The 25,013-nt window shown below is 71.9% G+C and carries 20 protein-coding genes; 16 read left to right on the top strand and 4 right to left on the bottom strand.

What is annotated here, in order from left to right:
• Positions 1-265: 265 nt before the first annotated feature.
• From ACWEN0_RS02085 to ACWEN0_RS02065, 5 genes are all read left to right on the top strand, one after another.
• Entirely contained in the window at positions 266-2,002 is a 1,737-nt protein-coding gene (locus ACWEN0_RS02085) for an ABC transporter family substrate-binding protein (protein WP_451968102.1), read from the top strand.
• Positions 2,003-2,287: 285 nt separating this feature from the next.
• Positions 2,288-4,099 carry an ABC transporter family substrate-binding protein gene (locus tag ACWEN0_RS02080; RefSeq protein ID WP_451968099.1) on the top strand — a complete coding sequence of 604 codons (1,812 nt, stop codon included), beginning with the start codon at positions 2,288-2,290 and terminating at the stop codon, positions 4,097-4,099.
• Positions 4,100-4,285: 186 nt separating this feature from the next.
• Entirely contained in the window at positions 4,286-5,302 is a 1,017-nt protein-coding gene (locus tag ACWEN0_RS02075; RefSeq protein WP_451968097.1) for an ABC transporter permease, read from the top strand.
• Complete coding sequence (locus tag ACWEN0_RS02070; RefSeq protein ID WP_451968095.1) at positions 5,295-6,224, top strand: ABC transporter permease; 930 nt, start codon at positions 5,295-5,297, stop codon at positions 6,222-6,224. Before ACWEN0_RS02075 ends, ACWEN0_RS02070 begins: the two co-directional genes overlap by 8 nt.
• 79 nt (positions 6,225-6,303) lie before the next feature.
• Positions 6,304-7,320, top strand: a complete 1,017-nt coding sequence (locus ACWEN0_RS02065; protein ID WP_451968094.1) for an ABC transporter permease — start codon at positions 6,304-6,306, stop codon at positions 7,318-7,320.
• Positions 7,321-7,384: 64 nt separating this feature from the next.
• On the opposite strand, the gene ACWEN0_RS02060 is transcribed toward ACWEN0_RS02065, so the two are convergent.
• Positions 7,385-9,166 carry an ABC transporter ATP-binding protein gene (locus tag ACWEN0_RS02060; protein WP_451968093.1) on the bottom strand — a complete coding sequence of 594 codons (1,782 nt, stop codon included), beginning with the start codon at positions 9,164-9,166 and terminating at the stop codon, positions 7,385-7,387.
• A gap of 112 nt (positions 9,167-9,278) precedes the next feature.
• Between ACWEN0_RS02060 and mshB the strand changes: the two genes are divergently transcribed.
• Genes mshB through ACWEN0_RS02045 form a run of 3 tightly spaced genes read left to right on the top strand, consistent with a single transcriptional unit; the run spans position 9,279 to position 11,282 of the window.
• The gene (gene mshB, locus ACWEN0_RS02055; protein WP_451968091.1) at positions 9,279-10,121 is read left to right on the top strand and encodes an N-acetyl-1-D-myo-inositol-2-amino-2-deoxy-alpha-D-glucopyranoside deacetylase; all 843 of its coding nucleotides are present in this window, start codon (positions 9,279-9,281) and stop codon (positions 10,119-10,121) included.
• Positions 10,118-10,510, top strand: coding sequence for a hypothetical protein (locus ACWEN0_RS02050; protein WP_451968089.1), 393 nt, complete (start codon positions 10,118-10,120; stop codon positions 10,508-10,510). Before mshB ends, ACWEN0_RS02050 begins: the two co-directional genes overlap by 4 nt.
• Positions 10,503-11,282: a hypothetical protein gene (locus ACWEN0_RS02045; RefSeq protein ID WP_451968087.1), complete on the top strand. Its 780-nt coding sequence runs from the start codon at positions 10,503-10,505 to the stop codon at positions 11,280-11,282. Before ACWEN0_RS02050 ends, ACWEN0_RS02045 begins: the two co-directional genes overlap by 8 nt.
• A gap of 22 nt (positions 11,283-11,304) precedes the next feature.
• Here the strand turns inward: ACWEN0_RS02045 and ACWEN0_RS02040 are convergent, their stop codons facing one another.
• Entirely contained in the window at positions 11,305-12,066 is a 762-nt protein-coding gene (locus ACWEN0_RS02040; RefSeq protein ID WP_451969809.1) for a site-2 protease family protein, read from the bottom strand.
• 263 nt (positions 12,067-12,329) lie between these two features.
• Between ACWEN0_RS02040 and ACWEN0_RS02035 the strand changes: the two genes are divergently transcribed.
• On the top strand, positions 12,330-12,617 hold the full coding sequence (locus ACWEN0_RS02035; protein ID WP_257918562.1) for a WhiB family transcriptional regulator: 288 nt from the start codon (positions 12,330-12,332) through the stop codon (positions 12,615-12,617).
• Between the two features lie 272 nt (positions 12,618-12,889).
• Positions 12,890-16,189, top strand: coding sequence for a glycosyltransferase (locus tag ACWEN0_RS02030; RefSeq protein ID WP_451968085.1), 3,300 nt, complete (start codon positions 12,890-12,892; stop codon positions 16,187-16,189).
• Here the strand turns inward: ACWEN0_RS02030 and ACWEN0_RS02025 are convergent.
• Positions 16,150-16,614 (bottom strand): metallopeptidase family protein, encoded by a 465-nt coding sequence (locus ACWEN0_RS02025; RefSeq protein WP_257918203.1) that lies wholly within the window; start codon positions 16,612-16,614, stop codon positions 16,150-16,152. The two genes, ACWEN0_RS02030 and ACWEN0_RS02025, sit on opposite strands and share 40 nt — an antisense overlap.
• Before the next feature lie 79 nt (positions 16,615-16,693).
• Between ACWEN0_RS02025 and ACWEN0_RS02020 the strand changes: the two genes are divergently transcribed.
• From ACWEN0_RS02020 to ACWEN0_RS01995, 6 genes are all read left to right on the top strand, one after another.
• Positions 16,694-17,047 carry a DUF3499 domain-containing protein gene (locus tag ACWEN0_RS02020; protein ID WP_072476464.1) on the top strand — a complete coding sequence of 118 codons (354 nt, stop codon included), beginning with the start codon at positions 16,694-16,696 and terminating at the stop codon, positions 17,045-17,047.
• Between the two features lie 80 nt (positions 17,048-17,127).
• Positions 17,128-18,483 (top strand): phosphomannomutase/phosphoglucomutase, encoded by a 1,356-nt coding sequence (locus ACWEN0_RS02015; RefSeq protein WP_451968083.1) that lies wholly within the window; start codon positions 17,128-17,130, stop codon positions 18,481-18,483.
• A gap of 84 nt (positions 18,484-18,567) precedes the next feature.
• Positions 18,568-18,789 (top strand): Trm112 family protein, encoded by a 222-nt coding sequence (locus ACWEN0_RS02010; protein WP_451968081.1) that lies wholly within the window; start codon positions 18,568-18,570, stop codon positions 18,787-18,789.
• Entirely contained in the window at positions 18,773-19,867 is a 1,095-nt protein-coding gene (locus tag ACWEN0_RS02005) for a hypothetical protein (RefSeq protein ID WP_451968079.1), read from the top strand. The genes ACWEN0_RS02010 and ACWEN0_RS02005 overlap by 17 nt, the downstream gene beginning before the upstream one ends.
• A 55-nt stretch (positions 19,868-19,922) precedes the next feature.
• On the top strand, positions 19,923-21,152 hold the full coding sequence (manA, locus tag ACWEN0_RS02000; protein WP_451969807.1) for a mannose-6-phosphate isomerase, class I: 1,230 nt from the start codon (positions 19,923-19,925) through the stop codon (positions 21,150-21,152).
• Positions 21,153-21,257: 105 nt separating this feature from the next.
• Positions 21,258-21,812 carry a hypothetical protein gene (locus ACWEN0_RS01995; RefSeq protein ID WP_451968077.1) on the top strand — a complete coding sequence of 185 codons (555 nt, stop codon included), beginning with the start codon at positions 21,258-21,260 and terminating at the stop codon, positions 21,810-21,812.
• A gap of 105 nt (positions 21,813-21,917) precedes the next feature.
• Here ACWEN0_RS01995 and ACWEN0_RS01990 read toward each other — a convergent pair whose 3' ends face one another.
• On the bottom strand, positions 21,918-24,839 hold the full coding sequence (locus ACWEN0_RS01990) for a BTAD domain-containing putative transcriptional regulator (RefSeq protein WP_451968075.1): 2,922 nt from the start codon (positions 24,837-24,839) through the stop codon (positions 21,918-21,920).
• Between the last annotated feature and the right edge of the window lie 174 nt (positions 24,840-25,013).

Genomic DNA, 25,013 nt, shown 5'->3' with positions numbered 1-25,013 from the left:
TCCTTATATCTTTATAGGGGCGCCGGCGGACTCGGCGCCTGGTGTTCACCACCCGGTGAATACCGTCCCGTGTCCGGCGCGTGTTCGTTCCGCCGTTCCGGAACGGTCCGGGAACCCGGACGGTCCTTCGCGCGTCTTTCCCCGTACCGGCACCATGGGGCGCCGGGACCGGCCGATCCGGGTATGGGAATCTCGGTTCCGGCCGCGGACGCGGTCGTGGGAGCATGGCTGACCCGATCGGCGGACTTCTGGGGAGGAACGGGGCGTGCGGGTGAAACGCAAGGCGGTGCCGGTGCTGGCGCTCGCGGCCGTGCTGGTCACCGCCTGCTCGAACACCCCGCCGCCACCGGTGGTGTCCTCGTCGGTCCCGCCCGCCTCGACCACGGGGAAGACGCCGTCGCAGATCGTCGTCGGGGTCGACGACGTGCTCGGCGGGTACAACCCGCACAACCTCGCCGACTCCTCGCAGGTCACCTCGGCGCTCTCGCAGCTGCTGCTGCCCTCGGTGTTCCGGCAGAAGGACGACGGCGCCACCCTGCTCGACAAGAGCCTCATGAAGTCCGCCGAGGTGGTCTCGCAGCAGCCGTTCGTGGTCGCCTACGAGATCCGGCCGGACGCGTCCTGGTCCGACGGCGCGCCCATCGCCGCCGAGGACTTCGACTACCTGCGCACGCAGATGCGCGACCAGCCCGGCGTGATCGAGCCGGCGGGCTACCGGCAGATCACCGACCTGCAGTCCCGCGAGGGCGGCAAGCGCGTCGAGGTCACCTTCGCCAAGCCGTACCCCGGCTGGCAGACGCTGTTCTCGGACCTGCTGCCCGCCCACCTGCTCAAGGACGCGCCCGACGGCTGGCGCGGGGCGCTGGCCTCGAACTTCCCGGCCGTCGCCGGTCCGTTCTCGATCAAGAGCCTCGACACCGCCCGCGGCGAAGTGATCCTCGAGCGCAACGAGCGCTACTGGGAGAAGCCCGCGGCGATCGACCGGATCGTGCTGCGCCGCTCGGACCAGAACACGCTGCTGGCCGCGCTGCGCAGCGGCAACGACCAGTTCGCGCTGGCCAGGACCACCGGCGACGAGCTCAAGCTGCTGGGCGAGCTCGGCCCGGCCGTGCAGCTGCACACCGTCGCCCGGCCCCTGGTGGCCGACGTGCTGCTGCGCCCGGTCAGCGCCACCCTGCAGGACGCCCAGGTGCGGGCGGGCATCGCCGCCCTGGTCGACCGGCCCAAGCTCGTCACCGAGGGCGTCAACGGCGGCCCGTCGTCACAGCTGCACGCGGACGCGCAGGTGACAGCGCCGTCGGTGAAGGGCTACGCGGCGACCATCCCGCCCGGCCCGCCGACCGCGCCCGACGTCGCGAAGGCCGAAGAGTCGCTGAAGGCGGCCGGCTACGCGAAGACCGCGGGCACCTGGCGCAAGAACGGCAAGGCCCTCTCGCTGGTGATCGCCTCGCCGGGCACGCAGGAGCCGTACGCGACGATCGCCAAGGAGCTCACCAGCCAGCTCGCCGCGCAGGGCATCGAGGTCAACGCGATCACGCCGCAGCCGCGCGACCTGTTCAGCGGCCTGCTCGCGATGCCGGTCGTGAACGGGGTCCAGCAGCCGACCGGCGACTCGGCGGGCAACGTCGGCGTCGACATCGCGGTCGTGCCGCAGGCCGCCGGCGGCGACTCGGCTTCGGTGCTCGCGTCGACCTTCGGCTGCCGCCCCGAGCAGACGGCCGCGGGCGCGGACAAGACGAAACCCGTCGTACCGGGCAATTCGGCGGGGTTCTGCGACCCGGCGCTGCAGCCCTCGATCGACGCGGCGCTGTCCGGGGCGACCCCCGCCGGGGAGGCCCTGACCACCCTTGAGCCTGAACTTTGGCGTCAGAACGTGGTGATCCCGTTGTTCCAATTGGCTGACACCCTGGCGATCGGTTCGGGTATCTCGGGTGTCACACCCGGTCCCCCCATGGTGGGCCCGTTCGGGTCCGCCGTGAACTGGACTCGCGGCCCGAAGTAATCGCTCGGCTACGCATTCAGTACTACCGGGTGATCTTGACACACGCCTTCGAGTGGGACGCAGTGAATCCGTGAGGTAACCGTCGTATTTCTGGATGTCGGCTGGAAGTCACCCTTTGGTCACGATCGACCCTGAACTGGTGACTGTCGGTGCTTTTCCTTTCTAGCGTGCTCCCGCAGTGCGCCAGTTGAGTGTCGCTTGGCGTGTCGTAGGCTCCGGCACCAAACCGGAGCGGTGTGGGTCCTTGTCACAATTCAGGGGCTCAGTGCTAGGAGGGCACACTTCATGAGGAGAACCAAAGCAGTCTCCGCCTTGTCGCTCGTCGCAGGCGCTTCGCTGCTGCTGAGCGCCTGCAGCGGTGGCGACTCGGGCTCGGGCAGCACCGACCAGAACGGATCGTCGACCGACGTCAAGGCGATGGCGGTGGGCAAGGCCGAGCAGGGTGACTCGTTCAAGCTCGCGGACGTCAAGGGCTGGGACGGCACGGTCACGGTCGGGATCGACGACGGGTACTCGGGGTACAACAACCAGACCCCGGACACCAACAGCTCGTACAACACCTACATCTTGACCGCCGTCCTCGAAGACTCGTTCGTCCTCGACGGCAACAACAAGGTGCTGCTCAACAAGGACATCCTCGACTCGGTCGACGTGACCTCCAAGGACCCGCAGGTCGTCACGTACAAGATCAAGCCGAACCTCAAGTGGTCGGACAACCAGCCGTTCGACTGCAAGGACTTCTACCTGAACTGGCTCTCGCAGAGCGGCCAGGCCAAGGGCACGGACGGCAAGAACCCGTTCAACTCGGCCTCGACCACCGGTTACGACAAGATCAAGACCGCGACCTGCAAGGACAACCTGACCTTCGAGACGGACTTCAGCGAGCCGTACCTCGACTACAAGGGCCTGTTCAGCGGCGTCTCGATCCTGCCGGCGCACATCCTCGAGCAGAAGACCGGCATCGCGGACATCACCAAGCTCGCGCCGACCGGTGACCCGGCCCAGCTCTCCAAGGCCGGTGACTTCTGGACGAACAAGTGGAAGGGCTTCGACAAGTCGATCATGCCGGCCTCGGGCCCGTACATGATCGACGCGTTCGACGCGAACCAGAAGTCCGTCACGCTCGTGAAGAACCCGAACTGGGCGGGCGGCAAGGGCGGCCCGGCGAAGATCGTCGTGCGCGCCATGGAAGACACCAAGGCCATGGCGACCGCGCTGCAGAACGGTGAGATCGACGTCGCGGCGTCGACCCAGCCGGACGCCACCGCGGCCAACACGATGAAGGGCCTCGCGCCGCAGGGCGTGACCTACGGCTCGGCCCCGCAGCTCACCTACGAGCACCTTGACCTGCAGTTCAACCGCATGTTCAAGGACGACGCGCTGCGCAAGGCGTTCTTCGAGTCGATCGACCGCAAGGCGATCACCGACAAGCTGCTCAAGGAAGTCCAGGCCGACGCCGCTCCGCTGAACTCGGTCGTGTTCTTCCAGGGTGAAGAGGGCTACACCGACCTCTACAGCAGCAAGGCCGGGCTGGGCGCCGAGGCGGCGGCCAAGACCCTGAGCGACGCCGGCTGGGTCAAGGGTGCCGACGGCATCTTCGCCAAGGGCGGCCAGCGTGCTTCGTTCAAGATCACGCACAACCAGAACGCCCGCCGCAGCCAGACCGTCGAGATCATCATCTCGCAGGCCAAGGCGGCCGGCATCGAGGTCAAGGACGAGACCGACGCCAACTTCCTCAAGGGCGGCCGCGTCTCGACCGGTGACTACGACGTCGCGCTGTTCGGCTGGTCCTCGGCGCCGTTCAAGTCGCAGTCGCGCTCGATCTACGTCTGCCCGAACGACGGCGGTGACCAGAACTACCAGAACCTCTGCGACCAGAAGATCAACGAGTCGTTCAACGCCGCGGTGAAGGCGACCGACGAGACGGTCAAGACGCAGAGCTACCAGGCCGCCGACAAGGCCATCGCGGACAAGTACGCGACCGTGCCGCTGTTCCAGACGCCGAGCATGTGGGCGTTCAAGGGCATCGACCGCGTGTACATGCAGTCCTACAACGGTGTGCTGTGGAACGCCGGCGAGTGGGAGCAGAAGAAGTAGGGTCCGCCCTGCCTCTTCGTTCCCCTCGTTCCAGATGACCTGGGAGGTACCGGGGTCCGGCCACGAGCCGGGCCCCGGTACCCACCGGAAGTAGCTGTTGACCGTAGGGTTACCCCCACTACGGTAGACAACCGGGTAGCGGTCCAGCGCACTTCTGACGACCAGGCCCGGATGAGGAGCAGTTCGTTGAACCTGGTGATCTACATCCTTCGCCGTCTGGCGATATCGATTCCCGTCCTCCTGGTCGGGACCTTTTTGTCGTTCGTGATGGTCGCCGCCACCGGTGACCCGCTGGGCGAGCTCCGCCACAACCCGCAGATGAGCAAGGAAGCCATCGACGCCCTCTCCCACAAGATGGGGCTGGACCAGGGCATCGTGCCGCGGTACTTCCAGTGGCTCGGGCACTTCCTCACGGGTGACTGGGGCACGTCCATCGCACAGGGCAACGCCCTCGCGCCGGTCGCCCCCAAGGTGATGGCCGCCTTCGGCGTCACCTTCAAGCTGGTCGTCGGAGCCGAGATCCTGGCGCTGATCATCGGGATCATCGTCGGCGTGCTCGCCGCGGTGAAGCAGTACTCGATCATCGACTACATCGCCACGACGCTGGCCTTCCTGCTGTTCTCGATGCCGATCTTCTGCGTGGCGATCGTGCTCAAGAACTACGCGATCGAGATCAACGGCTGGGTGCGCGACCTCGGCCTGACCGACATCCTCGGCAACCCGTGGCTGCGCACGACCAGCCCGGAGCAGCTGAAAACCGACGGCGTCGGCGACTTCATAGCCAGCACCATCGGCGCCTACCTGCTCCCGGTGCTCTCGATCATGGCGATCAGCTTCGCCGCCTACAGCCGGTTCCAGCGCGCCTCGATGCTCGAGGTCCTGGGCTCGGACTACGTGCGCACCGCGCGGGCCAAGGGCCTCGCGAACGGCCGGGTCATCTTCCGGCACGCGTTCCGCAACGCCCTCATCCCCGTCACGACGCTGTTCTCGGTGAACTTCGGCTCGGTCCTCGCCGGCGCCATCATCACCGAAACGGTGTTCAACTGGCACGGTATGGGCACATTGCTGGTGGAAGCCGTGGGGAAGAACGACACTCAGGTGATGATGGGCTGGCTCGTGGTGATCGCCACCAGCGTGATCGTCGCCAACCTGATCGCCGACCTGATGTACGGCATCCTGGACCCGAGGATTCGCGTTGGCTGACTTGAACTCTCTTCTCGCGAGCGAGACCGCGGCCGCCGACGGCACCCTGCCGGCGGAGTCCCTGCCCGAACCCCGGAGCCAGGGCAAGCTGGTGCTCCGGAAGTTCCTGCACCACAAGCTGGCGATGGCGTCGACGGCGGTGCTGATCCTGATCGTGCTGCTCAGCATCATCTTGCCGATCTTCTGGAAGCACAACTACGAGGACAGCTCGTTCCCGTCGTTCGCCAAGCCGAGCGCCGACTTCCCGCTGGGCACCACCCAGGTCGGCAAGGACATGGTGTCGCAGATCCTGCGCGGCACCCAGTTCTCGCTGCTGATCGCGCTGACGGTGTCGATCCTGTCGACCGTGGTCGGCGTCGTCCTCGGGGCCCTGGCGGGCTACCTGCGCCGGTTCACCGACTCGGCGATCTCCCGGGTGACGGACCTGTTCCTGATCATCCCGCAGATCGCCGCCGCGGCCATCCTGGCGAAGGTGTTCGGCGGTGGTTCCTGGTACATCGTCGCGCTGGTGCTGGCGGCGTTCGGCTGGATGCAGATCGCCCGGATCACCCGGGCCGAGGCGATGTCGCTCGCCCAGCGCGAGTTCGTCGACGCGGCCCGCGCCTCGGGTGCCGGCACGTTCCGGATCATCTTCAAGCACCTGGTGCCGAACATGGTCGGCAGCATCACGGTCAACGCGACCCTCGCGGTCGCGCAGGCCGTGCTGGCGGAAGCCGCGCTGTCGTTCATCGGCCTCGGTGTCCAGCTGCCGGACACCTCGCTCGGCCGCGTCATCCTGGAGAACTACGCCCAGCTGCAGACGCGGCCGGCGCTGTTCTTCGGCCCGTTCATCGTGCTCGTGCTGATTTCACTGACGATCAACTTCATCGGTGACGGTCTTCGCGACGCCTTCGACCCGCGGCAGCGGAGAATGAAGGCCTGAACGCGCGACGCGGGGGTGACCGGTTCCGGTCGCCCCCGCGTCCGTTTCCAGCGGGGATCGCCGGACCTGGGGGTTTCGGATGAATCTCGTGCTCTACGTGCTCCGCCGGCTGGCCGTCTCGATCCCGGTCCTGCTGGTCGGCACCTTCCTCTGCTTCGTCATGGTGGCCAACACCGGCGACCCGCTCGGTGAGCTGCGGAGCAAGCCCGGGATCAGCGCCCAGGCCATCGCCGACACCGAACACCGGCTCGGCCTCGACCAGAGCGTCGTCGCGCGGTACTTCACCTGGCTCGGCCACTTCCTGACCGGCGACTGGGGCATCTCCATCGCCCAGGGCAACGCGCTCCAGGCGGTCCAGCCGAAGGTGATGGCGGCGTTCCGGGTCACGCTCGAGCTGGTGGTCGCCGCGTCGGTCCTGGCGCTGGTCTTCGGCGTGCTGGTCGGCGTCCTCGCCGCGGTCAAGCAGTACTCGATCTGGGACTACCTCGCGACGACGCTGGCGTTCCTGATGTTCTCGATGCCGATCTTCTGCGTCGCCATCGTCCTCAAGGGCTACGCGATCCGCCTCAACAGCTGGGTGCGCGACCTGGGCCTAGCCGACGTCCTGGGCGACCCGTGGCTGCGCACGACGAGCCCGGAGAGCCTCTCGGCGACCGGCGTCGGCGACGCGCTCGCGAAGTACGTCGGCGCGTTCCTGCTGCCGACGCTGTCCATCATGGCGATCACGTTCGCCGCGTACAGCCGTTTCCAGCGGGCGTCGATGCTGGAGGTCCTGAACGCCGACTTCGTCCGCACGGCGCGCGCCAAGGGCGTCTCGAACACGCGCGTGATCTGGCGCCACGCCTTCCGCAACGCGCTGATCCCGGTGATGACGCTGTTCTCGGTCAACTTCGGCGCCACGGTCACGGGCGCGATCATCACGGAGACGGTCTTCACCTGGCACGGCATGGGCACGCTGCTGGTGGAGGCGGTCAACAAGAACGACCCGCAGGTGCTGATGGGCTGGCTGGTGGTGATCGCGGCGAGCGTCGTGGTGGCGAACCTGATCGCGGACCTGATGTACGGCATCCTCGACCCCCGCATCCGCGTCGGCTGAGGTCCCGGAACGCCGGAAGGCCGCCACCCGAGCCGGGTGGCGGCCTTCCGCGTGCCGGAGTGCCTCAGTCGGCCACGGGGGCCAGCCTGCCCGCCTCCCAGGCCGCGCGGCGCTCGGCCTGCAGCACCGGGTCCGCGACCGGCGCCGCGGACAGCAGGCGGCGCGTGTAGTCCTGCTGCGGCGAGTGCAGCACCTGGTCGCGCGTGCCGACCTCGACGAGCTTGCCGTGCTGCATCACCGCGACGCGGTCGGCCAGCAGGTCGACCACCGCCAGGTCGTGGCTGATGAACAGGCACGCGAACTGCAGCGACTGCTGCAGGTCGAGGAACAGGTCCAGCACGCGGGCCTGCACCGAGACGTCCAGCGCCGACGTCGGCTCGTCCGCGATGAGCAGGGCCGGGTCGAGCGAGAGCGCGCGGGCGATCGCCACGCGCTGGCGCTGGCCGCCGGAGAGCTCGTGCGGGTAGCGGTTCATGTAGTGCCCGCCCAGCTCGACCTTGTCGAGCAGCGAACGCACGCGAGCCGCGAGCTCCTTGCCGGAGAGCACCTTGTGCAGCACCATCGGCTCGGCGATCGACTCGCCGATCGTCATCTTCGGGTCCAGCGTCGACGCCGGGTCCTGGAACACGATCGAGAAGTACCGGCGAAGCGGGCGAAGCTCCTTCGCCGACATCTTCGTGATGTCCTTGCCCGCGATCGAGACCGTGCCCGACGTCGGGTCGAGCAGGCGGATCGCGCAGCGGCCGACCGTCGTCTTGCCCGAGCCGGACTCGCCGACCAGGCCGACGATCTCGCCCTTGGCGATGGTCAGCGAGACGTCGTCGACCGCGCGGTTCTTGCCCTGACCGCGGCGGCCCGGGTACTCGAGCACCAGGTTCTTGATCTCCAGGGCCGGCGCGGCCTCCTCGATCACGGCCTCGAGCTCTTCGTCCGCCAGCCGGATCTCTTCGGCGATCTTGGCCGCCTCGGAGCTGTCGGTGGTGACGCCGGCGTCGTCGAGCAGGCGGCGTCCCTCGGGACGCTGGCCGAGCACCGGCACCGCGGCGAGCAGCCGCCGGGTGTAGTCCTCCTTCGGCGACGCGAACAGCTCGCGCACCGGCGCCTCTTCGACGATCTCGCCCTGGTACATGACGATGACGCGGTCGGCCATGTCGGCGACGACGCCCATGTCGTGCGTGATCAGCACGATCGCGGTGTCGAGGGTGTCCCGCAGCTTGCGCAGCAGGCCCAGGATCTCGGCCTGGACGGTGACGTCGAGCGCCGTGGTCGGCTCGTCGGCGATGATGACCTGCGGGTCGCAGGCGATCGCCATGGCGATGACGACGCGCTGGCGCAGCCCGCCCGAGAGCTGGTGCGGGTACTGCTTGAACCGCAGCGGCGGGTTCGGGATGCCGACCATGTCGAGCAGCTCGACCGCGCGCTTGTCGGCGGCCGCCTTCGAGATGTCCTGGTGCGCGCGCAGGGCCTCGCGCAGCTGCCAGCCGACCGTGTAGACCGGGTTCAGCGCGGTCATCGGCTCCTGGAAGATCATCGCGACCTGGTTGCCGCGGATCTTCTGCTTCTCCTTCTCGGAGAGGCTGGCCAGGTTCCGCTCGCCGAGGCGCAGCTCGCCGGCGATCTTGCTGGTCTTGGGCAGCAGGCCCAGCACCGACATCGACGTGACGGACTTGCCGGACCCGGACTCCCCGACCACCGCGACGATCTCGCCGGGCTTGACATCGAACCCGATGCCCTTGACGGCTTCGACGATGCCGTCCTCGGTCCGGAACGACACGCTCAGGTCGGAGATCGACAGAACCGATCCTGACACGCCGGCGACGTCCGCCGAAGTTGCTTCAGTGCTCACCAGATGCCCTTCGTGGGGGTACAACGAGGCGCGACGCGGCGGTCGCGACTCGCGCGAGGATAACCGAGGGTGTCCCCGACTTAGGTCGGAGCACGGGAATTACGCTCAACCCGTGATCTCCCCGGTACCGCGCAGGCTGCTGCTCGTCCACGCCCATCCCGACGACGAAAGCATCACCACCGGCGCCACGATCGCACGATACGCCGCCGAAGGCGCCGAGGTGACCGTGGTGACCTGCACGTTGGGCGAGGAGGGCGAGATCATGGCCGGCCTGCCCGAGCTGGCCGGGCTCGGCTCGTGGGCCGCCGACCAGCTCGGCGGCTACCGCGTCGCCGAGCTGAAGGCCGCGTGCGCCGCGCTGGGGGTGTCACGACATCGTTATCTGGGCGGGATCGGCCGGTGGCGCGATTCGGGCATGGCGGGCACCCCGTCGGCGTCGCACCCGCGGGCGTTCACCGGCGGCAGCGCCGAGGAGCAGGCCGCGCAGCTCGCGGAGATCCTCGACGAGGTGCGGCCCCAGGTCGTCGTCACCTACGACGCCTTCGGCGGCTACGGCCACCCCGACCACATCCGGGCCCACGAGATCACCATGGCGGCCGCGCCGCGGGCGGAGTCCGTGGCCCGCGTGTTCCACACGGTGGCGTCCCGGACCGCGGTGCGCACCGGGCTGGCCGCGCTGCGGGCGCGGGGCACCGAACACCGCGTCCCGCCGGACGACGAGCTGCCCACGACGGCCGACGAGGAGATCACGACGGTGCTCGACGTCGCCGCGCACGTCCCGGCGAAGCTGGCGGCCCTGCGCGCGCACGCGACGCAGCTGGCCGTGGTCGACGGCGACGTCCCGTACTTCGCGCTGACGAACGAGCTCGCCCAGCCGATCCCGGCCCGCGACGCCTTCGTCCTCGCCCACGGCCCGGCCGAGGGCGCGGCGCACGACCTGTTCGGCGGGCTGTGACCGTGCCGGACCGGCTGACGACCGAGCAGGTCCTGTTCCTGGTGCTGCTCGCCCTCGACGCGGTGCTGCTGGCCGTGCTGGAGCTGTTCTTCCTGCCGCTGCGGATCGGCGTCGTGCCGCTGCCGGTGACGGTCCTCGTCGGCGCGGTCACCACGCCGTGGCTGGTCTCGACGGCGGGCAAGCTGGTGCGGCCCGGCCTTTCGTGGGTACCCCTGGCCGTGTGGGTGGTCGTCGTGTTCGGGTTCGGCATGCTGGGCCCGGGCGGCGACCTGGTGCTGATCCAGGACTGGCGCGCGCTGGTGCTGCTCGGCGCGAGCGCGCTGCCGGCGGCGCTGGTGCTCGGCGGCGGGCTGGGCCGGGCGGCGGGAAGGAAACCGGGACGTGGCTGAGGCGATTTCCGACAAGCAGGTCGTGGCGGTGCTGCGGCCGTTCGTCCGGGCGTGCGGGCCGGTGCTCGACGCACTGCGCGAGTCCGACCCGTTCGGCCTGCAGGCGCGGGCGCGCGAGGACCTCGCCGAGGTCGAGCCGGGGCTCAAGGCGAAGCTGATCAACGGCGTGACGTCGGTGAAGGTGCCCGGCACGGCGGCGTGGGCGCGCATGACGGGCTACGACCGGTCGAGCTGGTGGATGAACCGCGTCGGCCGCTTCACGGCGCTGCTGACGTCCATCCCGGGCCTGGGCGGCGCGCTGGCCGACCGGCTGCCGGTGCAGGACGCGCTGGGGGCGGCGTCGCAGGGCCTGCTGCTGTGCGCGATCGCGGGCGAGTACGGCGTGACCGACGTCGGCACCCGGGTCCGGCTCATCGCGTGGGTGCTCTTCGAGCGCGAAATCGACGTGGACCTCGCGGCGGGCAAGCACCCGGACCACGACGAAGCCGCGGAGGCGGACGAAGCGGCGAAGCTCACCGAAGAGCTGACGGCGTCGGAGAAGAAACACGGCAAGGCGACGATCAAGGCGGCGGCGGGCACGCTGTGGCGCCTGGGCCGCGGGTTGCTGGGCATCACCGGAGAGCTGGAGAAGCGGCCGCGCGGCAACTTCCTGCACCGTGCGATCGGCATGTTGCCGGTCGTCGGCGCGGCGGGGGACTACCTCGGTGAGCGGTCGGGCCTGCGCGTGGTGTGGAAGCGGGCACACGTCTGGCTGACCGAGCGCCGCACGTGACCTCCCCGCGCGGCGCTCGGCCTCACCGCCAGAACTGGAAGACGCTGACCCCGATCTGCGCACCGTCCACATAGCCCCCGAACGCGTTGAAGAGCGCGTACGCACCGTCCCACAGGGCGGCGTTGGCCGGCTTGAAGAAGAACAGCAGCGCGAACAGCAGGATCGGCGCCCACGGACGCACCTGCGCGCCGAACGCGCGGGCCTGCGGCGGCAGGTACGGCTCGATCGCGCCCCAGCCGTCGAGGCCCGGGATCGGCAGGATGTTCAGGATGAACGTCACGACCTGCAGCAGCGCCAGGTAGGACATCGCGATCACCAGGCCGCCCGCCATCGGGACCAGGGAGACGACCAGCGCCAGCGCGGCGCCGACCGCGAGGTTGCTCAGCGGGCCGGCCAGCGACACCCACGTCGACGTCCCGCGGCTGCGCAGCGCACCCCGGTTGATCCACACCGCGCCACCCGGCAGCGGGATGCCGCCGATGATCAGGAAGATCAGCGGCAGCACGATCGAGAGGACCGGATCGGTGTACTTCCGCACGTCCAGGGTGAGGTAACCCTTGTGGGCGACGCTGAAGTCGCCACCGCGGTAGGCGACCATCGCGTGGCCGAACTCGTGCAGCGAAAGCGACGCCACCCAGCCGGCCGCGACGAAGATCACCACACCGGCGATGAGGAGCGGATCGCGGTCGCGGACGAAAACCGTGTTGATGTCCCCGAACGCGGCCATCACGCCGCCCGCGACGGTGAGCGCGAGGATGCCGAGGAAGACCGGGCTGGGGCGCACTGCTGACTTCTGCACGGTTCCAGTCTTCCGTATGCCCGGTGTGAAGTTACCGGCGTGTCCCCTTGCGCGAACGGGCCCGACCGTCCCCCGAACTCGCTACTCCGCTTGACCTGACCGCACTACACGGGTGTAATCACAGTGATGTCATTCGCCGCCGAGAGGGGACGGCGAGTGTCGTTTCACCACCGCCAGCCTGGGGAGTGCTAGGGAGCGAGGAGGCGGACGTGCGGTTGGAAGCCGATGGTAAGGAATGGGGGCACGTCATGGGTTGGGGCGAGATCCCGGAGCAGGCTCTGGGCGATCTCACCGAGCTCATCGATGCCACCGAGGAAGAGCAGGACTGGCAAGAACGCGCCCTGTGCGCGCAGACGGACCCGGAGGCGTTCTTCCCCGAGAAGGGCGGCTCCACCCGCGAAGCCAAGCGGATCTGCCTGGGCTGCGAGGTCAAGGACGAGTGCCTTGAGTACGCGCTGGCCCACGACGAACGCTTCGGCATCTGGGGCGGTCTGTCCGAGCGGGAGCGCCGGAAGCTGAAGAAACGAGCGATCTAGGGCGAGGTGTGTTCGCGGAACGCGCGAACCGCGATCGCTCGTTTCAGCGTCTTCTGGGGGTGCAACCCCCAGACCCCGCCCGGGGGCAGGCCCCCGGACCCCCGCCGTGGCTCGCGTTGGGCGTGGAGCGCGCGGCTTCGGCGGAAATCGTGTCTCCGTCCGTGCGCCCACGTGGTTCCACTGCGTGGGCGCACGGCGTGGGTTCACCGCCGGGTGACGGACCGGGGCCGTAGGGTGGCCGCACCGATCCGCCGCCTGATCCGGAGTCCTCGTTGCCCCGCACCGCCGCGCCGCCCGCCCTGCGCACCGCGCCCGTTCTGGCCATTGTGGTCTGTCACAACGGCGAAAACTGGTTACCGCTGGCGCTTTCCTCGTTGCGCCGCAGCACCGTCCGGCCCCGGCACGTGCTCGCCGTCGACACCGGATCGACCGACGCCACCGCGCGGCTGCTCGCCGAAGCGGCCGAAGACCCCGGCCCCGGTTCGTCCCCCGTCCTGTCCGGGGTGATCACACTTTCGAGTGATACCGGCTTCGCCGCCGCGATCGCCGAAGCTGTCGCGCACGCCACCGAGCGGTGGGGCGACCCCGGATCCTGGCTGTGGCTGCTGCACGACGACTGCGCACCCGAACCCGACTGCCTCGACGAACTCCTGCGCGTCGCCACCAAAACACCGTCGGCGACCGTGCTCGGCTCGCTCGGCCTCGACTGGACCGACCCCCGCCTGATCGTCGAAGCCGGCCTCTCCACCGACGCCTCCGGGCACCGCCAGCAGATCGCCGCCCTCGGCGAAGAACCCGCCGAGGTGCTCGCCGTCCCCAGCGCGGGCTCGCTGGTGCGCCGCGACGCCTGGGACGAGCTCGGCGGCTTCGACCCGGAATTCCCGTTGCTGCGCGAGGATCTCGACTTCGGCTGGCGCGCGAACGCCGCCGGCGGCCTCGTTCTCTCCGTGCCCACCGCGCGGGTGCGGCACGCACGCGCCGTCACGACCGGGCAGCGCCCGGCCGACGCCGTCGCCACCCCGCTCGCCGCCGCGAACCGCGCCCACGGGCTGCGCGTCTTCCTGGTCAACTGCCCGGCGTTTTCCTTCTGGCTGGGGATGCTCCGGCTCCCGCTGCTTTCGCTGCTGCGCGCGCTGGCGTTCTTCGTGCTGCGCCGCACCGGCGAAGCACGGGCCGAGTTCGGCGCCGCGGTGTACCTCCTCAGTGGACGCGGCGGATTGCGCGCCGCGCGGGCCCACCGGCGGCGGAATCCGCGGCCGGGCAGCGTTCGCGGGCTCTTCACCGGACGCGTGACGCGGCTGCGCAACGCCGTCCGCGCGGGCGTCGTCGGGCTCGTGCGCCGCGGCGTCGAGGAGGACGTCGCGCTCGGCCGGGTGCCCGAGACCGTCGAAACCGAATCGGCGTGGGTGACGCCGGAAGCGCTCGACGCGCGCGAAACCCGCCCGGTCGGGCCGGACGCGCTGCCCGCGGGCGCGCTGCGCGGGCTCAGCTCGCGGGGGTCGGGGCTGCGCCGGCCGGGCACGCTCGTCGCCGTCGCGCTGCCGGAAACCGCGGCCCCCGAACCGGTCTCCGAAACCGAGGAACCGGCGGAAGAGCCGGAGCTCGTCTTCGTCGAGGTGAACCGCCGGCGCGTGCTGGCGGCGACGATCTTCGCGCCGCCGGTGGTGCTGCTCGTCGTGCTGACCGCGCTGGGGCTGGTCGTCAACCGTGCCCGCCTCGGCCTGGACCTCTTCGGCGGCAAGCTGCTGCCGGTCGGCGGGCTGGGGGAGATCTGGTCGTCGTACCTCGAGCCGTGGCACGCGGTCGCGGGCGGCACCGGCGCGCCGACGTCGGCGGCCCTGCCGGTGCTCGGCACGCTGGGCGCGGTGTTCGCGCCGATCGGTGGCCCGGCCGCGCTGGTGGCGATCCTCGTCCTCGGTGACATCCCCTTGGCCGCGCTGAGCGCGTACGTGGCCACGCGACGGCTTCGCGTGCGCCGGTGGGTCCGCGCGGTCGTCGCCGCGACGTACGCGCTGCTGCCCGCCGCCACCGCCGCGGTGGCGCAGGGCCGGCTCGACGTCGTCGTGGTGCACCTGGTGCTGCCGCCGGTCGCCGCGGGCATCGCCGGGCTGCTGACCCGGGCAGACACGCGCTGGCTGCACGTGTCCGCGCTGTCGGCGTTCGGCGTGGCGCTGCTCGGCGCCTTCTCGCCGCTGGCGCACGGGCTCGCGCTCGCCGGGCTGCTGGTCGGCTTCGTCGTGCTGCCCGCGCCGACGGGCCTGGCGCGGCGGATCGCGTCGGTCGGCATCGTGGTGCTGCTGCCGCTGGCGTTGCTGCTGCCGTGGCCGACGGTCCTGCTCCGGCACCCGGAACTGCTCGTGCAAGGCCTCGGCGGCGCGGCCTCGGCGGTGTCCGGGACCGACCTGGCCGGGCTCGACCCCGGCGGGCCGGGCGCGTGGCCGATCGGCGTCGCGGTGATCGCGGCGGCCCTGATCGCGATCGTCGTCCGGCCGACGAAGCTCGCCGCCGGGGGACTCGCCCTGGCCGCGCTGGGCGCCGGCGGGCTGGTCCTGGTGCGGCTGGTGACCGCGACGCCGATGCAGGGCGGCCCGGCGGCCCACGGCCACGCGGGCGTGCCGCTGCTGATCGTCGGCGCCGGGCTGCTGTGGGTCGTGCTCGGCTCGTGGCAGCGCGGCGGCTCGGCCGGCGTGCCGGCGACGTGGCTGCCGAAGGTGTTCGCGGTCGCCGGGGTCGTGGTGTTCCTCGCCCTGGCCGCCGGCGCGGTGGTGGTCGGCTCGGCCGGACCGCTGCGGGCCGGGGCCCGGCCTTCGCTCGCGCCGGAGGTGGCGGCCGAGGTCGCCGCGTCCGGCCGGTCCGTGCTGGACCTCGCCCCGGACGCGACCCGCCAGACCGGCGGCCGCCTGCCCCACTACGGCGACGACGAGCTGGCCCCGACGCCGGGCACCACGACCCGGCTGGCCGGCTGGCGCCGCGACCTCGGCCAGGGTGACGCGGCGGCGGTCCAGCGCACGTTCGCCGCCGCGGCCGCGGCCGGCGTGCAGTTCGTGGTGCTGCCGGCGGGCGTCGACCCGCAGCTGTACCTCCCGCTGGCCAAGGACATGGTCTCGGTGGCCGCGCCGACGTCCGACGGCCGCGGCGTCCTGAAGCTGCTTTCCCCGGCGGGGCAAGTGATCTTGATTTCGCCGGAGCAGGCCAAGGCGGCCGTGACGGGCGGCAGCGCGCCCGGGAACGCGCCGGGTGTGGCGCCGGTGCAGGCGGGCCTGCCGGACGTGCGCGTCCGGGTCTCGGACGGCCCGACCGGGCGGCTGCTGGTGCTGGCGGCCGAGCAGGAAGCGGGCTGGAAGGCTTCGGTGGGCGGCAAGCCGGTGCCGATCGTCCCGGCGTGGGGGCACCAGGTCGCGGTTTCGGTGCCGCCGGCGTCGTCCGAGGTGACGGTGGAGTTCCCGGGCACGGAACGGAACCTGCTGCTGCTCGCCCAGCTGGCGGCGGTGCTGTTCACGCTGCTGACGGCGGTCCCGGCCCGGCGTCGGCCCTACTCGCCTTCGATGACGTCCGGTTCCACGCCCAGGTAGCCGGCGACCTGCTCCACCAGCACGTCGTGCACCAGGTCCGCCAGCTCCGACGGGTCCTTCGCCCGGGCCTCCAGGGGCCGCCGGTACAGCACGATCCGGGCGCGCGTCGGCATGCCCGTCCGGTCGACGCCCGCCGGGACCAGCCGCGACAGCGGGACCGCGCCGTCGTGCAGGACGCCGTCCGCCGGGGCGCGGCCGTTCTCGCGGACCTCCGGCACGTCGTCGACCGCGACGTCCAGCTTCGTCAGCTCGTGGCGCCAGCGGGCTTCGATCGGCTCCAGCGCGTCCAGCACCAGCGCGTCGAAGCGTTCCGCGCGGCTCGCGGCGGCGGGCAGGGTCGCCGGGTACAGCGTCCCGCGCAGGCCCCGGCCGTGCCGGTCCCGTCGCAGGCGCCGCCGCTGTCGGTAGTCACGAGCCGTCGCCACCCCCGAAGTCTATGCGGTCGGCGGGTCGCAGCGCGTGTCGCCGGTACGAGCTTGCGGCGACACGCTATCGTTTCGGATCGTGCGGAGCGTACGGAAGTGTTCGCGTACCGGCTGTCTCGAGCCGGCTGTGGCCACGCTGACGTATGCCTACAGCGACTCCACCGCCGTCGTCGGCCCGCTGGCCACCGCCTCCGAGCCGCACTCGTACGACCTCTGCGAAGCCCACGCGCTGCGGCTGACCGTCCCCAAGGGCTGGGAAGTCGTCCGGCACGAAGGCGCCTTCGCCGCGCCGGACCCGTCGGCCGACGAGCTGACGGCGCTGGCCGAGGCCGTGCGCGAGGCCGGCCGCTCCGACAAACCGGCCCCCGCGCCCGAGCCGGACGGCCCTTCCGGGCGCCGCGGCCACCTGCGGGTCCTGCCGGGCCGCGCCTGAGCGCGTAACCCACCTCCGGCGCCGGTAGGCTTTCCGCGCGGCGCAGCGGGCGCCGGGACGACTATTCGCGGGGAGACGGCGTGCCAGACCTTTCGGGCATCGTGAAGGCCTACGACATTCGCGGCGTGGTCGGCGAACAGCTCGACGCGGCGCTCGTCCGTGACTTCGGTGCCGCGTTCGCCCTGCTCATCAAGCCGGAGGCGCCGTCGGTGGTGATCGGCCACGACATGCGCGACTCGTCGCCGCAGCTGTCGGCCGCGTTCGCCGAGGGCGTGACCTCGCAGGGCCTCGACGTCGTGAGCATCGGGCTGGCCAGCACCGACCAGCTGTACTTCGCCTCGGGCTCGCTGAACCTGCCGGGCGCGATGTTCACCGCGAGCCACAACCCGGCCAAGTACAACGGCATCAAGCTGTGCCGCGCGGGCGCGTCCCCGGTCGGCCAGGACACCGGGCTCGCCGAGATCCGCGACACCGTCGAGCAGGGCGTGCCCGGCTTCGAGGGCCAGCGCGGCACCGTGTCCGAGCGGGACGTCCTCGCCGACTACGCCGCCTACCTGCGCAACCTCGTCGACCTGTCCGGCAGCCGGCCGCTGAAGGTCGTCGTCGACGCCGGCAACGGCATGGGCGGGCACACCGTCCCGACGGTCTTCGCCGGGCTGCCGATCGAGGTCGTCCCGATGTACTTCGAGCTCGACGGCACCTTCCCGAACCACGAGGCCAACCCGCTGGACCCGAAGAACATCGTCGACCTGCAGGCGAAGGTGCGCGAGGTCGGCGCCGACGCCGGGATCGCGTTCGACGGCGACGCCGACCGCTGCTTCATCGTCGACGAGCGCGGCGAGCCGGTTTCGCCGAGCGCGATCACCGCGCTGGTCGCCGTGCGCGAGCTGGCCAAGGACCCGGGCGGCACGATCATCCACAACCTGATCACGTCCAAGGGCGTCCCGGAGATCGTCGCCGAGCACGGCGGCAAGCCGGTCCGCACCCGCGTCGGGCACTCGTTCATCAAGGCCGAGATGGCCAAGACCGGCGCCATCTTCGGCGGCGAGCACTCGGCGCACTACTACTTCCGCGACTTCTGGCGCGCCGACACCGGCATGCTGGCGGCCATGCACGTCCTCGCCGCGCTCGGCGAGCAGAGCGGCCCGCTGTCCGAGCTGACCAGCGCGTACTCGCGCTACGCGGCCTCGGGGGAGATCAACTCCACGGTCGACGACCAGGTCGCGAAGATGATGGCCGTCAAGGACACCTTCGGCACCCGCCCGGGCGTCGAGATCGACGAGATGGACGGCCTGACCGTGCAGCTGCCGGGCGGCGCCTGGTTCAACCTCCGCCCGTCGAACACCGAACCGCTGCTCCGGCTGAACGTCGAGGCCGCGAACGCCGAGGCGGTGCAGGGGCTGGTGGACGAAGTACTCGCGATCATCCGCAACTGACCGTCCGCCGATGGAGGGCGACCGGGCCGAACTGTGTCCCGAAGGTGCCCTTCATCACACCTCATCGCGTGGTATGGAGGAACCATGGCCATCACGCTCGACGCCCAGCTCCTCGAGATCCTGGCGTGCCCGTCGCCCGATCACGCCCCCCTGCGTCCCGGGGCGCCGGACGACCCGGAGGCCGACGCACTGACGTGCACCGAATGCGGCCGCGTGTACCCGGTCCGTGACGGGATCCCGGTGCTGCTCCTCGACGAGGCGACCCTTCCCGGCGACACCGGAAACTCCGATGCCGACAGTGCTTGACGACTCGCTGCTCGACGACCCCGCGCGGCTGGCCGAGGCCGACAGCGCGGGGCTGCTCCGGGCCGCCGCGATGGCCGGGGCCCAGGTGCGCGCGACCGCCGAGACCGCCGCCGAGCTGGACCTGGCCGAACGGCTCGACATGGGCCGGCCGCGCGCCGTCGTGCTGATCGACCGGCCGGGCGTGAGCCGGACGCTGACGCGGCTGCTCGCCGCCCTGCTGACGCCGTCGTGCCCGGTGCCGGTCGTGATCGCCGAGGTCGTGCCGAGCTGGATCGGCGCGCTCGACGTCGTGTTCGCGCACACCGACGACCCGGGCGACCGCGAGCTCGCCGCGTCGCTGGAACGCGCCGCGCGCTACGGCGCGTCGGTGGTGCTCTCCGCGCCTGCGGAAGGCCCGGTGGCGGCCGCCGTGGCGGGCAAGGGCGTGCTGCTGGCGCCGCGGATCCCGGTGCCGCCGGAGCTGGCGTTCCCGCGCGGCCTGGCCGCCGGGCTGCTCACCGCGAACGCGCTGGGCCTGCTGATCTCCGACGTCCAGGTGCTGGCCGACCAGCTCGACCTGGAAGCCGAAAAGGACTACCTGGCCCGGGAGTCGTTCGCGAACCCGGCCAAGGCGCTCGCGCTGCGCGTCGCCGACCGCGTCCCGCTGCTGTGGGGGCTGGACCCGGTCGCGGTCGCCGTGGGCGAACACGCTGCGCACGCGTTCGCGGCCCACGCGGCCACGGTGTGCGACGTCGAGGACTATCGTCAGGCGCTGGCGCGTCCCGCATTGCGGCGGGCAGCGCAGTCGAGTGGCGCGGAGCGTGACATCTTCGCTGATCCGGACGATCCATCAGGTGACATCCCGACCCGGGTGCTGTTGCTCTCGGTTCGGACCGGTCCGGCCACGGACGCGGCGCGCTACCAGGCCGAGGACCTGCTCCCCGGTGCGGACGTCATCGCACCGGCCGAGGAGATCGAGGCCGACGAGATCGTGCGGGCCGCCGTGCTGGCGCTGCGGTTCGAACTGGCGGCGGTCTACCTCGGGCTCGCCGCGGGCAGCATCGGCGGCGCGGGCCGGTTCGCGCCCGCGACGGCTTGAGAGCTGCCGAGCGCCGGCCACGGCCGGCGCCCGAAGGAGTGGAGTTGAGGTGACAGTGGAGCTGCTGCGCAACGCGGTGCGGCCCTACGCCTGGGGATCGCGGACGGCGATCCCCGAGCTGCTGGGCCGTCCGGTACCCGCGCCGCACCCCGAGGCCGAGCTGTGGATGGGCGCCCACCCGGGCGACCCGTCGCACGTCATCGGCCCCGACGGGACCGAACGGAGCCTGCTGGAGCTGGTCGACGCCGACCCGGTGAGGCAGCTGGGCGAGCGGTGCGCGACGCGCTGGGGCGGGCGGCTGCCGTTCCTGCTGAAGATCCTCGCCGCGGAAGAGCCGCTGTCGATGCAGGCGCACCCGTCGGCGGCGCAGGCCGCGGAAGGGCACGCCCGCGAGGAGCAGCTGGGCATCCCGCGCGACGCACCGAACCGCAACTACCCGGACCCGACGGCGAAGCCGGAGCTGGTCTGCGCGCTGACGGAGTTCCACGCGCTGGCCGGGTTCCGCGCGCCGGACCGCACGGTGAAGCTGCTGAAGGCGATCGAGACGCCGGGGCTGGCGAAGTACACCGGGCTGCTCGAGGCCCAGCCGGACCCGTCCGGGCTGCGGGCGCTGTTCACGACGTGGATCACGCTGCCGCAGTCGGCGCTGGACTCGCTGCTGCCGGAGGTGCTCGACGCGTGCGTCCGGCACGTGAAGGAGCACGGCGAGTTCGCCGTCGAGTGCCGGACGATCCTGGAGCTGGGCGAGGGGCACCCGCGTGACGCGGGCGTGCTGGCGGCGTTGCTGCTGAACCGGCTGACGCTGCGCGCGGGCGAGGCGATCTACCTGCCGGCCGGCAACCTGCACCTGTACCTGCACGGCACGGCCGTGGAGATCCTGGCGAACTCGGACAACATCCTGCGCTGCGGCCTGACGCCGAAGCACGTGGACGTCCCTGAGCTGCTGCGCGTGGTCGACTTCGCGTGCGGCGAGATGCCGGTCCAGTGCGGGGACGCGGGCGACCGGATGGCGGTGTACCGCACGGACGCGCCGGAGTTCGAGCTGTCGCGCGTCGAGTGGGCCGCCGGGGAGGACGACGAGATCGCGGTCGACAGCGTCGGCCCGCAGATCCTGCTGTGCACGGCCGGCGACCTGCTGGTGACGGCCGACGACGGCGAGAAGGTCGAGCTGCGGCGGGGCCAGTCGGTGTGGCTGCCGGCGGCGGACCCGCCGGTGCGCGTGCGCCCGCTGGACGGCGCGCGGTCGCAGCTGTTCCGCGCCACCGCGGGAACCTGCGAGGACTGACTTCCGCGCGGTTCTGTGTGCGTTCCGTGTGGTGCTCTTCTCCACTATCGCTCGCAGGGGTGGTTGTTACGCCCCTTCGCGTCGATTTCCGAGGAGAACGAGCCGGTGACTTCCCATCCCCAGGCCGCGACCGGGCTGCCCCAGCCCGCCCCGGTCGCGGCGGCCCCGTCCCGGCCCGGCGCGCTGCCGGCGCTGGTGGCGGTGGCCGTGGTGTCGGCGCTGGCCGCGATCGTCGACGGGGTGCTGCTCATCGCCGGCGGGCGGGACATGGCCCTGGACGTCGCGGCGCGGACGATCGCGTCGATCACGGGCGCGTCCGCGGACTCGGTGAAGGCCGACGGCGGCGCGTTGTTCGAGGCGGCCCTGGACGAGGTGCAGAGCATGCTGCAGGTGCGCGGGGGCGTCGCGGTGTTCTTCGGCGTGGTGCTCCTGGTCTGGGGCCTGCTCGCACTGCGGGGAGCGGTGTGGGTGCGCGTGCTGCTGACGTTGGCGGCGCTGGCCAACGCGGGCGTCGCACTGCGCCTGGCCACCGACGTCGAGGGCGGGACGGCGGCGGTCCGCGGGACGGCCTGGCTCGCGCTGGCGACCGGCCTGGTGGCCGTCGTACTGGCGTGGCTGCCGGCGATCAACCGGTACGCCAAGGCCCGCAAGGGCCACTAGCCCCCTGGGGGTGACGCCGGGCGTGCGCCCGGCGTCCGTGGGCTGGGGTGGTGCCGCGAGGGGGCGGCACCACCCCGTTTCCGGTGCCGGGATCGGCCGTGGGGATCAGGTCGGCTCGGTCAGTGCCAGCAAGGCGCGCCGCAGAGCGGCCGCGCTCGCGTCGCGGGGCTCCGCCAGGTTCGCCGCCTCGGCCGCCGCCTCCGCCGCCGCGTCCTCGTCTCCCGTGGCTTCGCAGGCCCGTGCCAAGACCAGCCAGGTGAGGCCCGTCGCGGGCTTGCCGCCCATGGCGCGGAACTCGTCCAGGCACGCGCGCAGCACCGGGATCGCCTGCGCCGCACGGCCTTCGCCGATCCAGCTCGCCGCGATCGCGCGCGTGCACGACAGCTCCCGGGGACGCTCGTCCAGGTCGCGGGCGAGGTCGCGGGCCTCCTCGAACGCCGCCGTCGCGCGGTGGCGGGCACCGGTCGCCGCCGAGATCGCGCCCAGCGTGCGCAACGACTTCGCCAGCGCCGAACGGGCCACCGTCGTGCGCAGGAGATCCACCGACTCCTCGATCGCCGTCGCCGCCGCCGCGTCTTCGCCCGTCAGCAGCGACGACCACGCGAACCCGTGCAGTGCCGAGCCGATCTGCCGCGCGTCGCCGGTTTCCCGGGCCGACGCCAGGGCCAGCCGGTCGACCTCACGAGCCTCGCCCACCCGGCCGAGGCGCAGCAGCGCGGCCGATTCCGCCGCCCGGACCAGGAGCGCCTCCTCCTGACCGTCCACAGTGCACAGTCCGCGGGCGGTCGACAGGGCCTCCTCGGCGCGGCCCAGCCCGATCAGGCAGTGCGCCAGGTTCGCCGAAACCCACGCGTGCGTGCGACGGTCACCGTGGGCCTCGAGCTCCTTCGCGCATTCGCGGTACGCCGACGCCGCCTCCTCGTAGTGCCCGCGCGCGTGCCGCAGCAGCGCCAGGTTCGCCTCGGCGAGCACCGCCGAGTGCCGGTCGTCCGTCGCGGCCAGCACCGTCTCGTAGGCCGCGCGCATGTCGGCGTAGTGGCCGTGCAGGTACAGGTACACGCTCAGCTTGTCCAGCAGCAGCAACGCTTCCCGCGCGCCCAGCGACCCGATGAGCAGCACGAGGTTCGCGCGTTCGGCGGCGAACCACGCCTCCGGACGCTCGAGCAGCCGCGCCACCAGCTCGTCCGGCAACGGCTGCGCGAACGGCCCGTGCGCCACGGCCGGCATCGGCACCGTGCGCGGCAGGCGTGCCGCGGCGGCGTCGGCGAGGGCGAGCGTCGCGGCCAGGACCGTCGAAGCACCGCCCGTCTCCGGCGGGCCTTCCGCGGCGTACAGCCGGACGAGGTCGTGCATCCGGTAGCGGCCTTCGCCGGTCGGGTCCGGCCCGCGCGCCTCCAGCAGGCTCGCTTCGACGAGCTCCTCGACCGCCTCGTCGGCGTCCGGCGTGCCGATGAGCGTCGTGACGGCCCACGCGGGCAGGTCGGCGAGATGACACCGCCCGAGCAGCCCGAACGCCCGCCGCGCCGGCGGCCGCAAGCCTTCGTAGCTCAGCGCGATGCTGCTGCGGACGGCGAGGTCGCTGACGGTCAGCTCGTCGAGACGGCGGACCTCGTCCTCGAGGCGGTCGGCCAGTTCGCCGAGCCGCAGGTGCGGCCGGATGGCCAGCCGGCTGCCCGCGATCCGCAGGGCGAGCGGCAGCCGCGCGCACGCGGCGATGATCCGGCCGGCGTCGGCGCGCTCACGCTCGACGCGCGCGCCGGCGAGCCGGTTCAGCAGCTCGGCGGCTTCGCCTTCGGACAGCGGCCCGAGGGGCAGCCGGTGCGCGCCGGCCAGGCCGCTCAGCCGCCGCCGGCTCGTCACGAGCACCGCGCAGCCCGGCGTGCCCGGCAGCAGCGTGCGCACGTGCTCCGGATCGACGGCGTCATCGAGCACCACCAGGACCCGGCGGTCGGTGAGCCGACCACGGAACACGGCCGCGCGGGCCCGGCCGTCGTCCGGCACCGCGGGGCCGGGCACGCCCAGTGCGCGCAGCAGGTCGGCCAGGACGTCGCCGATGTCGCGGCCCGCCAGCGGCACGTACAGCTGGCCGTCCGGGAAGCGCGCCCGCAGCCGGTGCGCGGCCCGTACGGCCAGGGTGCTCTTGCCCGCGCCCGGTTCGCCGCTGAGCACCACGACCGGGACGCCGTCGCCGCGGCCGAGCACCCCGGTCAGCTCGGCCAGCTCGGCTTCGCGGCCGGTGAAGTCCGCGACGTCCGGGGGCAGCTGGCAGACCGGCCACACCGGTGGCGGCAGCCGCGGCACCGGGTCTTCGCCGCGCAGGACGGCCGCGTGCACCCGCCGGGCCTCCGCGCCGGGCTCGACGCCGAGCTCGTCGACCAGCGTGGTCCGCAGCCGCCGGTAGACCTCCAGCGCGTCGCCCTGCCGCCCGGCGCGGTGCAAGGCGATCATCAGCTGGGCGGCGAGGCGTTCCCGCAGCGGGTGCTCGGTGATCATGGCCTGCAGCTCGCCGGTCAGCTCCCCGTGCCGCCCGGCCGTGAGCTCGGCGTCGACGCAGTCCTCGAACACGGCGAGCCGCTCGGACTCCAGGCGCGCGACGTCGGCGTCGAGCCGCGGCACGTGCAGCCCGGCCAGCACGGGACCCCGCCACTGCGCGAGCGCCCGCCGGTAGTGCCCCGCCGCGGCGAGCGCGTCCCCGGCGCGCTGCCCCTCGGCGACGGCCGACCGGAAGACGAGCAGGTCGAGCTCCTCGGTCTCGACGCGGAGCCGGTAGCCGAGCGGCCCGTGCTCGACGCGCAGGCCGTCGATCCGGTCGCGCAGCCGCGAGAGGTAGGTGTGCAGGTTCGAGGCGTAGGACTTCGGCGGCCGCTCCGGCCACAGCGCCTCGACCAGCACGTCGACGTGGACGTGCTGGTTGGCGTTGAGCAGCAGCACGGCCAGCAGGGTGCGCTGCCGGTCGCCGCGCAGGACCGGCCACTGCCCCGGCGGGCTTTCGATCGCAAGCGGACCGAGGACGGCGAAGGACGCCACCGAGTCACCTTCCCCAGGCTGGTGAGCAGGGAGAGTCACGTTAGCGGAGGGGTACGACAGAATCCGGCGGTTCGTGAGGACCCGACGCGGCCACCCCGGGTGTGAGCTGATCGTCCCCGCGGGATCCCCGGGCGGTGGCGGCCCGGCCCGGCCGTCCCCATTAGGCTCCACCCG

It is taken from the genome of Amycolatopsis sp. NPDC004378 (assembly GCF_053602455.1).
Note: the sequence above shows the minus strand (reverse complement) of the source record. Positions and strands in the feature narration are given on the sequence as shown.